Source organism: Ruegeria sp. CDSA141, from assembly GCF_059612005.1.
The window spans coordinates 235767-248877 of record NZ_JBXWPT010000004.1 but is presented as its reverse complement, the minus strand read 5'-3'; the positions used below and the strand labels follow the sequence as shown (position 1 = coordinate 248877).

The 13111-nt window shown below is 59.9% G+C and carries 12 protein-coding genes; all 12 read left to right on the top strand.

Annotated elements, in window-relative coordinates; translation table 11 throughout:
• The first annotated feature begins 3 nt into the window (after positions 1 to 3).
• Complete coding sequence (gene hutH, locus AC2FLP_RS09075) at positions 4 to 1533, top strand: histidine ammonia-lyase (protein WP_496683153.1); 1530 nt, start codon at positions 4 to 6, stop codon at positions 1531 to 1533.
• Positions 1530 to 2324 (top strand): N-formylglutamate deformylase, encoded by a 795-nt coding sequence (gene hutG, locus AC2FLP_RS09070; protein ID WP_299898017.1) that lies wholly within the window; start codon positions 1530 to 1532, stop codon positions 2322 to 2324. The genes hutH and hutG overlap by 4 nt, the downstream gene beginning before the upstream one ends.
• Positions 2321 to 4003 (top strand): urocanate hydratase, encoded by a 1683-nt coding sequence (gene hutU / locus AC2FLP_RS09065; RefSeq protein WP_496682843.1) that lies wholly within the window; start codon positions 2321 to 2323, stop codon positions 4001 to 4003. Before hutG ends, hutU begins: the two co-directional genes overlap by 4 nt.
• A gap of 142 nt (positions 4004 to 4145) precedes the next feature.
• Positions 4146 to 5195 carry a quinolinate synthase NadA gene (gene nadA / locus AC2FLP_RS09060; protein ID WP_496682846.1) on the top strand — a complete coding sequence of 350 codons (1050 nt, stop codon included), beginning with the start codon at positions 4146 to 4148 and terminating at the stop codon, positions 5193 to 5195.
• A 6-nt stretch (positions 5196 to 5201) separates the two neighbouring features.
• Entirely contained in the window at positions 5202 to 6770 is a 1569-nt protein-coding gene (locus tag AC2FLP_RS09055; RefSeq protein ID WP_496682848.1) for an L-aspartate oxidase, read from the top strand.
• Complete coding sequence (gene nadC / locus AC2FLP_RS09050) at positions 6767 to 7615, top strand: carboxylating nicotinate-nucleotide diphosphorylase (RefSeq protein WP_496682850.1); 849 nt, start codon at positions 6767 to 6769, stop codon at positions 7613 to 7615. Before AC2FLP_RS09055 ends, nadC begins: the two co-directional genes overlap by 4 nt.
• Positions 7616 to 7730: 115 nt before the next feature.
• Positions 7731 to 8711: a biotin synthase BioB gene (gene bioB, locus AC2FLP_RS09045; RefSeq protein ID WP_117873155.1), complete on the top strand. Its 981-nt coding sequence runs from the start codon at positions 7731 to 7733 to the stop codon at positions 8709 to 8711.
• Complete coding sequence (locus AC2FLP_RS09040) at positions 8708 to 9841, top strand: 8-amino-7-oxononanoate synthase (protein WP_496682853.1); 1134 nt, start codon at positions 8708 to 8710, stop codon at positions 9839 to 9841. Before bioB ends, AC2FLP_RS09040 begins: the two co-directional genes overlap by 4 nt.
• Positions 9838 to 10458, top strand: a complete 621-nt coding sequence (gene bioD, locus AC2FLP_RS09035; protein WP_496682856.1) for a dethiobiotin synthase — start codon at positions 9838 to 9840, stop codon at positions 10456 to 10458. Before AC2FLP_RS09040 ends, bioD begins: the two co-directional genes overlap by 4 nt.
• Positions 10455 to 11741: an adenosylmethionine--8-amino-7-oxononanoate transaminase gene (gene bioA, locus AC2FLP_RS09030; RefSeq protein ID WP_299898037.1), complete on the top strand. Its 1287-nt coding sequence runs from the start codon at positions 10455 to 10457 to the stop codon at positions 11739 to 11741. The genes bioD and bioA overlap by 4 nt, the downstream gene beginning before the upstream one ends.
• Positions 11738 to 12358: a DUF452 family protein gene (locus tag AC2FLP_RS09025; protein WP_117873164.1), complete on the top strand. Its 621-nt coding sequence runs from the start codon at positions 11738 to 11740 to the stop codon at positions 12356 to 12358. The genes bioA and AC2FLP_RS09025 overlap by 4 nt, the downstream gene beginning before the upstream one ends.
• The gene (locus AC2FLP_RS09020; RefSeq protein WP_299898041.1) at positions 12355 to 13110 is read left to right on the top strand and encodes a methyltransferase domain-containing protein; all 756 of its coding nucleotides are present in this window, start codon (positions 12355 to 12357) and stop codon (positions 13108 to 13110) included. The genes AC2FLP_RS09025 and AC2FLP_RS09020 overlap by 4 nt, the downstream gene beginning before the upstream one ends.
• Position 13111: the final 1 nt, after the last annotated feature.

Genomic DNA, 13111 nt, shown 5'->3' with positions numbered 1-13111 from the left:
ACCATGACCCTCACTCCGGGCACCGTTACCCTGTCACAGCTGGAACAGGTCTTTCGCGAGGAACGCCCGGTTCAACTGGATCCTGCTTGCCACCCGTCTGTCGAAGAAGCGCACAAGCGCATTGCCGATGCGGCGGCGGGAGAGGCCGCTGTTTATGGCGTGAACACTGGGTTCGGGAAACTGGCCAGCGTCAAAATCGCAGCCGAGGACACCGCCACTTTGCAGCGCAACCTGATCCTCAGCCATTGCTGCGGTGTAGGCCCTGCGATCCCGCGCACCCTTGCCAGATTGATGGTGGTTCTAAAACTGCTGAGCCTTGGTCGCGGGGCCTCGGGGGTTCGGCCAGAGGTGATCACCCTGCTGGAAGGGATGTTGTCCAAGGGTGTGACCCCGGTGATCCCGGCGCAGGGTTCGGTCGGGGCTTCGGGTGATCTTGCGCCCTTGTCCCACATGGCTTCCGTCATGATGGGCGCTGGTGAGGCCGAATTCGGTGGCGATGTGATGCCCGGTGACGCTGCGCTGTCCAAGGCGGGTCTGCAACCAATCGAGCTGGGCCCCAAAGAAGGGCTGGCGCTGATCAACGGCACCCAGTTTTCGACGGCCTTTGCACTGGCCGGCTTGTTTGGCGCGTGGCAGGCGGCGCAAAGCGCGCTGGTTACGTCGGCGCTGACGACGGATGCGATCATGGGTTCGACCGCCCCGTTGCAACCGGAAATCCACACGTTGCGCGGGCATCGCGGGCAGATTGAGGCCGGAGTGACCATGAGAGCGCTGCTGGCCGGGTCGGTCATTCGTGAAAGCCATCGGGATGGCGATACCCGCGTTCAGGACCCGTATTGTATCCGCTGTCAGCCTCAGGTGGTGGGCGCCGCGATGGATGTGCTGAGGCAGGCCGCAACAACGCTGGAAATCGAGGCCAACGCGGCGACGGACAATCCTCTGGTTCTTTCGGAAACCGGCCTGATCGTCTCGGGCGGGAATTTTCATGCCGAACCCGTTGGGTTTGCCGCAGACATGATAGCGCTCGCCGTGGCCGAGATCGGGGCAATTGCGCAACGTCGCATTGCGCTGATCGTCGATCCTGCGCTCAGCTTTGATCTGCCGCCTTTTCTGACGCCCAATCCGGGTCTGAACTCGGGCTACATGATCGCCGAGGTGACGACCGCTGCACTGATGAGCGAAAACAAGCATCTGGCCAATCCATGCGTGACGGACTCGACGCCCACATCGGCCAATCAGGAAGATCACGTTTCGATGGCGGCCCATGGTGCGCGGCGATTGGGGCAGATGGTTGCCAATCTAGAACGCATTCTGGGGGTCGAACTGCTCTGTGCCACACAAGGTGTCGAATTCCGCGCGCCGCTGCCCACGAGCGAAACGTTGCTGGCCGTGATGGCACGGCTGCGTGCCGTGGTGCCGGCCTTGGGTGATGATCGCTATATGGCACCCGAGATCGAAGCAGCCTCGGCCCTGATCGCCAGTGGCGAGATTGCCCGTGGTACTGGCATCGCCATGCCGGAACTTGGCGTATGAGCGGCCCGGTCGAGATTTCGCGCGGTGACAGTCCGATCGTGCTGGGTCTGCCGCATACCGGCACCTATGTGCCCGCCGCGATCGAGGCCAAGTTGAATGCGCGGGGCAAGGCTTTGGCGGATACGGATTGGCATATTCATACCTTGTATGAAGGACTTCTGCCCGGTGCGACCACGGTTCGGGCGACCTTCCACCGATATGTGATCGACGCCAACCGAGACCCGTCGGGTGTGTCGCTTTATCCGGGTCAGAACACGACAACCCTTGTGCCGCTGACGGACTTCGACGGCCAGGGCATCTGGGACATCCCGCCTTCCGGAAAGGATATCCTCGAACGGCGGGAAGTTTTCCATGCGCCGTATCATGTCGCCCTGCAGGCTGAGTTGGAGCGGGTGAAGGCGGCCCATGGGGTTGCGGTGCTGTATGATTGCCACTCGATCCGCAGTCATATTCCTTTTCTGTTCGACGGTACTTTGCCCGATCTGAACATCGGCACGAACAATGGGGCGACCTGTGCACCGGAAATCGAAGCCATAACGCATGAGTTCGCGGCGTCCTCGCCCCATACGGCTGTTCTGAATGGGCGGTTCAAGGGCGGATGGACAACGCGCCATTATGGGCGCCCCTCCGAAGGGGTTCACGCGATCCAGATGGAGCTGGCTCAGTCGGCTTACCTGAGCGCCGAAGCGCCGCCCTGGACTTTTGATACTGACAAAGCCAACCGCCTGCGCCGTTGGCTCAAAGACATCCTTGACGCCATCCACGACACTGCATTGGAGCTTGCCCGATGACCGACCCTCGTAAAAACACCCGTGACATCTATCCCCCGACAGGGCCCGAACTGAACGCCAAAAGCTGGATGACCGAAGCCCCGATGCGGATGCTGATGAACAATCTGCACCCGGATGTGGCCGAGAACCCGCATGAGTTGGTTGTCTACGGCGGCATCGGCCGTGCCGCACGGACGTGGAAAGATTTCGATACCATCGTTGCCAGCCTCATGGACCTGGAGGAAGATGAAACGCTGGTGGTGCAATCCGGCAAGCCGGTCGCCATCGTTCGGACGCATGCCGACGCACCTCGGGTGCTGATCGCGAACTCGAACCTCGTGCCGCATTGGGCCAACTGGGATCACTTCAACGGGCTCGATAAGAAGGGCCTGATGATGTACGGCCAGATGACGGCCGGGTCGTGGATCTATATTGGGACGCAAGGCATCGTTCAGGGCACTTACGAAACCTTTGCTGAGGCGGGGCGTCAACACTATGACGGGGACCTGACCGGCAAGTGGATTCTGACTGGCGGTCTGGGCGGCATGGGCGGCGCGCAACCTCTGGCGGCCGTCTTTGCAGGGGCATGTTGTCTGGCCGTCGAGTGTAATCCTGACAGCATCGATTTCCGCCTGCGCACCAAGTACCTCGACGAAAAGGCCGAGACACTGGATGAGGCGCTCGAAATGATCGACCACTGGACCAGGGCGGGCGAGGCGAAATCGGTTGGTTTGCTCGGCAATGCCGCCGAGGTTTTCCCCGAGGTTTACCGCCGCATGCAAGCGGGTGGTAAGCGCCCCGATATCGTGACCGATCAGACCAGCGCCCACGATCCGGTAAACGGCTATCTGCCATTGGGCTGGAGCATGGCGCAGTGGAAAGACAAGAGGGAAAGCGACCCCAAGGCCGTGGAAAAGGCAGCCCGAGCGTCGATGAAGCAACACGTGGCCGCCATGGTCGATTTCTGGAACGCGGGTGTGCCAACCTTGGACTATGGCAACAACATCCGGCAGGTGGCGCAGGACGAAGGCTTGGAAAACGCCTTTGCCTTCCCCGGTTTCGTACCCGCCTATATCCGCCCGTTGTTCTGCCGCGGCATCGGCCCGTTCCGCTGGTGCGCGCTGTCGGGTGATCCCGAGGACATCTACAAAACCGACGCAAAGATGAAGGAACTGTTCCCCGAAAACACTCATCTGCACAACTGGCTCGACATGGCGCAGGAGCGCATCGCCTTTCAGGGCCTTCCCGCCCGGATCTGCTGGATTGGACTGGGCGACCGCCACAAGGCTGGGCTGGCATTCAACGAGATGGTTAGGAATGGAGAATTGAAGGCGCCGGTCGTCATCGGTCGTGACCACCTCGACAGCGGCTCGGTCGCGTCGCCGAACCGCGAAACCGAGGCGATGAAGGACGGCTCGGACGCCGTGTCGGATTGGCCGCTGCTGAACGCGCTGGTCAATACCGCCTCGGGCGCGACGTGGGTCTCGCTGCACCACGGAGGCGGCGTTGGCATGGGTTTCAGTCAACACGCGGGTGTTGTGATTTGTGCCGACGGAACCGATGCAGCGGCCAGACGTCTCGAACGGGTTCTGTGGAACGATCCGGCTTCAGGTGTGTGGCGTCACGCAGATGCGGGTTACGAGGATGCCAAGGCTTGCGCACGTGAACACGGGCTGCGTCTGCCGGGGATTCTGGGCTGATTTGCCGTTCATCTTTGAATTTGTCTGCATGGCTTAGCGCTAACGCCGAATTTTCCGGTTTCGAACCGGGGATGTTTCAGCTAGGGCTAAGCCGTTAAGCAGCCCGCCAGGCTAACGACAACTGACAAAGGTGGCTCGCCCGTTGCTCGATATTGCACAAGTCCGCACTGTTCTTTCGGACGTCTATGACCTCGCCCCATCGGCCACGTTGGCCAATGAGATGAAAGACACGTTTGCCCGTATGGATCGTGTGATCAGCCCGCCGGATTGGGCGATCTATGCGCCCTATGTGCGGGCGATCAACGCGCTCAAGAAAGAGCGTAACGCCGTGATCCTTGGGCACAATTACATGACACCGGAAATCTATCATGGTGTGTCCGATTTCGTGGGTGACAGCCTGCAACTGGCGATCAAGGCCAGTGAGGTGGAAGAGGATGTGATCGTTCAGGCTGGGGTTCATTTCATGGCCGAAACATCGAAAATTCTGAGTCCCGAAAAAACGGTTCTGATGCCGGACATGGATGCGGGCTGTTCTTTGGCAGAATCGATTACTGCTGAAGGAATCGACGAAATGCGGGCCAAATACCCCGGCGCGCCGGTTGTGTCATATGTGAACACCACTGCCGAGGTCAAAGCGGCTTCTGATATCTGCTGCACCTCGTCGAACGCCTTGCAGATCGTGAATGCCATGGAGAGCGACACGGTCATCATGACGCCGGATCAATATCTGGCTCAAAACGTGGCCAATGAAAGCCACAAGAACGTGGTGTACTGGCCCGGTTCCTGCATCGTGCATGAACAATACACCGCGCAGGACTTGCGCGACTTCCGAGAATGGAACCCCGGTACGCGCCTGATCGCTCATCCGGAATGTCCGCCGGATGTGGTGGCCGAGGCGGATTATTCTGGTTCAACGAGCGGTATCATCAAATATGTGCATGATGAGAAGCCTCAGAAGGCGATGCTGATCACCGAATGTTCCATGGCGTCGAACATCGCTGATGAACTGCCCGAGGTCGATTTCGTAGGGCCGTGCAACATGTGCCCATATATGAAAAAGATCACGCTTGAAAAGATCCTCTATGCTCTGCACTCGATGGAAGGCCAGGTCGAGGTCGCTGAAGACGTGGCAGAGAAGGCTCGCAAATCCGTTCAGGCGATGATTGATCTGTCCCGCAAGCTCGGCATCTGACCAGCAATGTCCAATATCACCACGGATCGCGTCATTATTGTCGGGGCCGGGATTGGCGCGCTCTATGCTGCGTTGAAACTGGTACCGCGACCGGTGGTGATCATCTCGCCTGATCCTTTGGGCGAAGGTGCAAGTTCGGCATGGGCGCAGGGGGGCGTTGCCGCCGCGATGGACTTGGCCGACAGTCCGGAAAGCCACGCTGTTGACACCGTCAATGCCGGGGCCGGCACCGTCGAGCAAAACGTCGCAGATTTGGTCACGCGCGAGGCGCGTGAGTATATTCTCGACCTGACCTCTTTGGGCACTCCGTTTGATCGCACCGAGGATGGTGGGTATGTCCTGTCGCGCGAAGCCGCGCACAGTTTTGCCCGCGTGGTGCGGGTTAAGGGGGATCAGGCTGGTAGCGAAATCATGGCCGCCCTGATCGAGCGTGTGCGTGAAACTCCTTCTGTGCAGGTTTTGGAGGGGGTCCTTGCTATTGCGTTGGAAGTGACGGAAGGGCGCGTGGTGGGAGTGGTTGTGCAGGATGCTTCGGAAAGCGGATCCGCGCCTGTGACGCTTCGTGCACCTGCCGTATTGTTGGCGGGTGGCGGTTCTGGCGGGCTTTATGCCCTAACGACCAATCCGGCCCGCATCCGCGGGCAGGTCATCGGAATGGCCGCACGGGCCGGGGCACTGATTGCCGACGCTGAATTCGTACAGTTCCACCCCACTGCCATGGACGTGGGTGAAGACCCGGCCCCGCTGGCGACCGAGGCCCTGCGCGGAGAAGGGGCCGTTCTGATAAACAGGCATGGCGAGCGTTTCATGCCGGCCGTTCATCCTGATGCCGAGCTTGCCCCGCGCGACGTTGTGGCCCGCGCGATATTTGCAGAAGTGCAGGCCGGCGACCGACCGATGCTGGACACCCGCGAGGCTTTGGGCGCGCAAATAAACGAGCTTTTCCCGGCGGTTGCCGCTTATTGCGCGCGCAACGGAATCGATCCGGTCAGGGACGCGATACCGGTCGCTCCTGCAGCGCACTACCATATGGGCGGAATTGCAACAGACACTGATGGTCGCGCGACACTGGATGGGTTGTGGGTGTGCGGTGAGGCGTCTTCGACCGGCCTTCACGGCGCCAATCGGCTGGCCTCGAACGGATTGCTCGAAGCATTGGTGTTTGCACGCATCTGTGCCGAGGACATTACGCGTTTGATACCGGATTCATCCGGGTCGGAGCCTGTGGTCCTTCGATTTGATCAAGCTGACACCCCGGATACGTCCGATGCAGTCAGTATATTACGCACGACTATGTCGCGCGATGTTGGCGTGGTCCGGGATCGCGCCGGGTTATGCCGCGCATTGCGCACGATTGCCGCGCTTGAGGACCAGCATGGCGTGTGCCCGTCTTTCAGAAGCATGTGTGCCACAGCAACCCTCATCGCCGCGGCAGCATTGCAGCGCGAAGAAAGCCGCGGCGCGCATGAACGATCCGACTTTCCGGAAACTGCCGACGGTCCCGGCAAACGATCCCGGATGTATCTTAGCGACGCACTGCACATTCGCGCCGAAGCCTGCAAGGAATTACCATGAGTTTTGCGACCCTGCCCGATCTGATCCTCGAACCCGTCGTCCGCGCGGCGCTGATGGAGGATCTGGGAGCTTACGGTGATGTGACCACCCGCGCCGTGATCCCGCAGAGCACGATCTATACAGCCCGACTGAACGCGCGCGAGGACGCCGTTGTTTCGGGCATGCAGGTGGCCATGATAGCGTTCCGGCTGGTCGACCCGGCGCTTGAGGTTGAGGTGCTTGTCAAGGATGGCCAGTCCTGTCGACGCGGCGACACGCTGATGACCATCAAAGGTTCCGCAGCTTCGATCTTGTCGGGTGAGCGGGTCGCGCTGAATTTTGCCGGTCGTCTGACCGGTATTGCCACAAAAACTGCCACCTTTGTACAGCAGACAAAGGGCACGGATGCCCGAATGACCTGTACCCGTAAAACCACGCCCGGACTTCGCATCGTCGAAAAACAGGCCGTGCTGCACGGTGGCGGTTTCAATCATCGCTATTCGTTGTCCGACGCGATCCTGATCAAGGACAACCACATCGCCGCCGCAGGGGGTGTGAGTCAGGTTCTTGAATCCGCCAAAGCGCAAGCCAGTCACATGATGGCCGTCGAGATTGAAGTCGATCGACTGGATCAGTTGGCTGAAGTGCTCAGGATTGGCGGCGCGTCCGTCGTGTTGCTGGACAACATGGACAACGAGATGCTGCGCGAAGCGGTTGCCATGGTGGATGGGCGAATGAAGACCGAAGCCAGCGGAAATGTGACTTTGGACCGGGTCGCATCGATTGCAGCGACCGGAGTCGATTACATCTCGTCCGGAGCGCTGACGCATTCCGCCCGAACCGTTGATCTGGGCCTTGATTTCTGAAAATCGCGGCATTTTCGCTTGATTTGGGATCGTTTGCGCCAACACTGTTGCGCCTTCAGATTTTATCGATAATAAATCCACGGCAACGCAAGCTGCAGGAAGTTTTATAGATAAAATGATCATCCCTCATTCCGGCTGGACCCGAAAGTCTGCGCAAGCTGTTCATGACCTCCCGTTGATGGACCTTCTGTTCCGGGCACAGACCGTGCACCGCGAGAATTTTGATCCGAACAAGATCCAGACCTCTAAACTGCTGTCGATCAAAACCGGCGGGTGCGCCGAGGATTGCGCCTATTGCTCGCAATCGGCCCGAAACGGATCCACCCTGCCTGCATCGAAACTGATCGAGGTTCAGCGTGTACTGGCCGAGGCCAAAAAGGCCCGCGACGGTGGCGCGACCCGGTTCTGCATGGGGGCCGCCTGGCGCGAGCCCAAGCCGCGCGATATGCCTGCTCTGGTCGCCATGGTTGAGGGCGTCAAGGCGATGGGCATGGAAACCTGCATGACGCTGGGCATGCTGGATGACACCCAGGTGGTTCAGCTGCGCGATGCCGGATTGGACTATTACAACCATAATATCGATACATCCGAACGTTATTATTCCGAAGTGATCACCACCCGTACGTTCTCGGATCGGATCGACACGATGAACCGGGTACAGGAAGCCGGAATCAAGGTCTGCTCGGGTGGTATTCTGGGTATGGGTGAACATACTGGCGACCGTATCGACATGTTGCTGACTTTGGCCAACATGACCCCGCCGCCGGATTCGGTGCCGATCAACATGTTGATGCCACAAGCGGATACCCCGCTGGCTGACGCCGAACCGATTGATCCGATCGACTTTGTGCGGATCATCGCAACCGCCCGCATTCTGATGCCCAAATCCTACGTTCGGCTGTCCGCCGGTCGCAGTGACATGAGTGACGAGATGCAGGCGATGTGTTTCTTCGCCGGAGCAAATTCAATCTTTGTCGGCGAAACTCTTTTGACGGCAGAAAACCCTGAGGAAGATACCGACTCGATCCTGTTTGCGAAACTTGGCCTTCAGGCCGAAACGGCTGAAGAACATAACCGCACGGAAGCCGCCGAATGAAAGCAGTCGAACGACTGGAATCCATGCTCGATGCACTGGAAGCCCGGCACCGCCGTCGGGCTTTGATCCCGGCGCGCGGGCTGGATTTTGCGTCTAACGACTATTTGGGGTTGGCCGGGTCAAACCTGTTGCAAGAGGCTGCGCAGGCAGCGTTGGCGCGCGGCGTGCCCGTAGGCTCGGGCGGCTCGCGGCTGCTGCGGGGAAATCACCCTGAGCATGAGGCGCTGGAACATGAAGCGGCGGCTTTCTTTGGGTCCGAGGCCGCATTGTTCATGGGTGGAGGGTTTCAGGCCAACCAAGCGATCTTTTCCACCCTGCCGGCTGCCGGGGATCTGGTTTTGTATGACGAACTGGTTCACGCCAGCGCCCACGAGGGGATGCGCGCCAGCCGTGCGTATCTGCGTGCCTTTCGCCACAACGACGTCGCGGATGCGCGCAACGTTTTGACCGAATGGCGATCCGCTGGTGGGCAGGGTCAGGTATGGATTGCTGTTGAAAGTGTCTATTCCATGGAGGGCGATCTGGCCCCGCTAAAGGACCTGTCATGTCTGGCGCGTGAATCCGAAGCCGTTCTGATCGTGGATGAGGCGCACGCCACGGGCGTTTTCGGGACAGATGGCAGGGGTCTTGCGCATGATCTGAACGTTGACCTTCTGACCCTGCACACCTGCGGCAAAGGGCTTGGTGTCTCTGGTGGGCTGATCTGTGGCCCACGCGCGATGATCGATGCCCTGATAAACCGCGCGCGGCCATTTGTCTTTGCAACAGCACCGTCCCCTCTGAACGCTGCTCTGGTACGGGCAGCCCTGCGTGAATTGGCCGGGAATGAGGGTTTAGTCACTGCTGCACGCAAGCGGCTGCGCCATGCACATGATGCGGCCCGTCAAGCCGGGCTGCCTGACACGGCCTTGAACAGCCAGATCATTCCCGTCGTTCTTGGCGATGAGGCCCGGACGATGGCGATGGCACAGGCTTTGCAACATCAGGGGTATGACATTCGCGGCATTCGCCCGCCTACCGTTCCAAAAGGCACATCCCGTCTGCGCGTCTCGATCACCGGGAATGTCAGTCCTGAGGACATTTCGGCCCTGTTTGCAACCATCTCCAGCCACCAATCGGAGGCCGCATGAGCGCTCTGGTCATTGTCGGAACCGATACCGGCGTCGGAAAAACAGTTTTTTCGGCTGGCCTGACGGCGGCCCTGAACGCCAGCTACTGGAAGCCGGTTCAATCGGGTCTGGAGGATGCAACGGACACGGAAACCGTCTGCACCTTGTCCGGTGTGGACGTGTTGCCCGAAGCGTATCGCCTGAACATGCCTGCCTCCCCCCATCTTTCTGCGGAAGATATGGGCATTGAGATCGATCTGTCCCGGCTAGCGCTGCCGCAGGTGGACGGGCCACTGGTTGTGGAGGGGGCAGGGGGGCTGATGGTGCCTCTGAACCGCAAATCCTACTATCTGGATCTGATCGCCCAATGGCAGGTCCCGGTCGTTCTGGTCGCACGCACTGCGCTGGGAACGATCAACCACACCACGCTGTCCCTGATGGCGCTTCGAGACGCAGGGTGCGAAGTGGTTGGCGTCGCTTTTGTCGGAGACCCGGAGCCTGGCGTGGAGCGAACCATCGTTGAAATGAGCAACGTTCGACACCTCGGACGCTTGCCATATCTTGCAGACCTGACGCAGCAAAGCCTGTCGGATGCGTTTTCGTCCATAGACGTGGCGACCATACGGAGGTTTCTGTGACCCCGCTTGAGTTTGACGCCCGCCACCTCTGGCACCCCTATACGAACGTGGCTGATCCCGGTGCGATGCATCTTATCGACCGGGCCGAGGGTGTATATCTCTATCGGGAGGACGGTGCGAAGATGATAGACGCCATGTCGTCATGGTGGTGCGCTATCCACGGCCACAAGCATCCCGAAATCACATCCGCCATGCAGGCCCAGCTGGAAAAGATGCCTCATGTGATGTTCGGGGGGCTGACACACCGTCCGGCCATTGATCTGGGGCGCAGGATGGTCGACATGTTGCCCGAGGGGTTGGACCGCATTTTCTATTGCGACAGTGGGTCTGTCTCGGTCGAAGTGTCGATGAAGATGGCGGTGCAGTACCAAATGGCCCATGGCCGCACCCGCAAATTCGAATTTGCCACAATTCGGGGCGGCTATCACGGTGACACGTGGAAAGCGATGAGCGTCTGTGACCCGGTGACGGGTATGCACGGGCTGTTCCGCGGGGCTTTGTCGATCCAGCACTTCCTGCCGCGTCCCCAGGTTCGGTTGGAGGATGACTGGCCCGAGGACCCGGCGCGGAACGGGTTGGAGTCGCTGGCACGACTGTTGGCCGACAAGGGCGATCACCTCGCGGCCCTGATCCTTGAACCCGTGGTTCAAGGCGCCGGGGGTATGTATTTCTATCATCCCCAATGGCTGCGCGCGGCACGCGCCATGTGCGATGCCCATGACGTGCTGATCATTTTCGATGAGATCGCAACCGGATTTGGCCGAACCGGCAAGCTGTTCGCCACCGATCATGCGGGCATCACCCCGGATATAGTGTGTTTGGGCAAGGCTCTGACCGGTGGGCATATCTCGTTTGCCGCAACCGTAACCAGCAAACGGGTAGCGTATGGCATTGGTGAAAGTGAGGCCGGAGTGTTCATGCACGGCCCGACCTACATGGCCAACCCTCTTGCCTGTGCCGCAGGATCGGCCAGCCTCGGCCTTCTGGCAGGGGGGAGCTGGCAACGCCAGGTGGCTGATATTGAAAACCAGATGCGGACCGAGCTGGAACCAGCGCGCGGTTTGTCAGGCGTAGCAGACGTCAGGGTTCTCGGCGCCATCGGCGTTATCGAAATGAAGGAAACGGTTGATCCTTCTGTCGCTCACCGGCTGGCCCCGAAGACCGGAGTGTGGCTGCGTCCCTTTGCGCGAAACATCTATTGTATGCCGCCTTACATTATTTCATCTGATGAACTCAGCCGGGTCACGAGCGCGATGGTCGCTTTGGCCGGGGGGCAGCAATGAAACACCAGTGGCTGGCGCAATCGGATGACAGCAGGCTGACTCTCGTCTTCGGGGGGTGGGCGCTGGGTGCCGCACCGTTCCGCGGTCTCACCGGAGGCGGATCTGTTCTGCTGATGGATGACTATACTCGGCTCGATGATCCCTTGCCCGATCTGGCCGGGTTTGACCGCGTCGAAATGCTTGCGTTTTCCTTCGGTGTCGCATCCGTGGCCCATTGGTTGGCCAGCACACAGTTTCGCCCTGACCGGCTGGTTGCCGTCAGCGGTACGTTGCATCCTGCCTGCGCAGACCGGGGCATCGCGCCTGATATTGTCCGTGCCACGGCGGATCAGCTGTCATCGTCAAGTTTCATCAAGTTTTGCCGACGCGCCGGACTATCTGCTGACATACCTGAACTGGACATCGAGCAGGCAAAAAAGGAACTTCACGCGGTTATTGAGCGCGGCTCGGCGCCTGATCCCGGCTTTGATCGGGTTTGGATATCAGAGCGGGATCGGATCATTCCGTCCAATGCTCAAAGGACGGCCTGGGCCGCGAACCCGGATGCTATCAAACGCGTCGCCGCTCCGCATGTACCTTTCCAACCGGGCCAAAGCTGGGCGGAGTGGATGTCATGACAGCGCAATTGGCGGACAAGGTGCAGCGAAGCTTCAGCCGAAGCTTCCAGACTTACAACGACACAGCCAGCCAGCAGGCCTGGGTTGCCCGCAAGCTGGTTTCCGAGATGCGCCGGGTAGGCGCGCCAAGCCGGTTTGATGTGGCGTTCGAGCTGGGTTGCGGCACAGGCCATCTGACCCGGTTGCTGCGGCAAAGCTTTGACCTTCCCGATCTCTACCTGAACGATATCGCGCCTCAAGCGCGGGCGACGGCAGATGCGGAAAAGGCGGCGTTCATCGCCGGAGATGTTCGCCTGGTCGAGTGGCCAGCGAGGCTGGATTTGGTCGCGTCGGCTTCGATGATCCAATGGATGGAGGATCCGGCCCGATTGTTGCAAAAGGTAGCCGATGCGCTTGAACCCGGTGGGTGGCTGGCGATGTCCGGGTTTGGCCCACTGCAATACCAGGAGCTTACGCAAATCGGTTCAACAGCCCGGGCGCCGGGCCTTTGTGCAACTGATGCCCTTGTGGCTGCCATAGAAGGGCCGCTCAAAGTTCTGTCGGTCGGTGAAAGCGTGAGGCCATCCTACTTTGCCACCCCCAGAGATGTTCTGAAGTATTTGCGCAGGACGGGGGTAAATGGTCGGGCACAAGGTGCATGGACCCGCGCCACTCTGGCCCGGTTCGAAGCTGACTACGTGCAAAAGTTCGGAGCTGACGGCAGGGTTCATTTGACCTACCACCCAGTGTGGGTCATCGCCCAAAAGCGTTAGG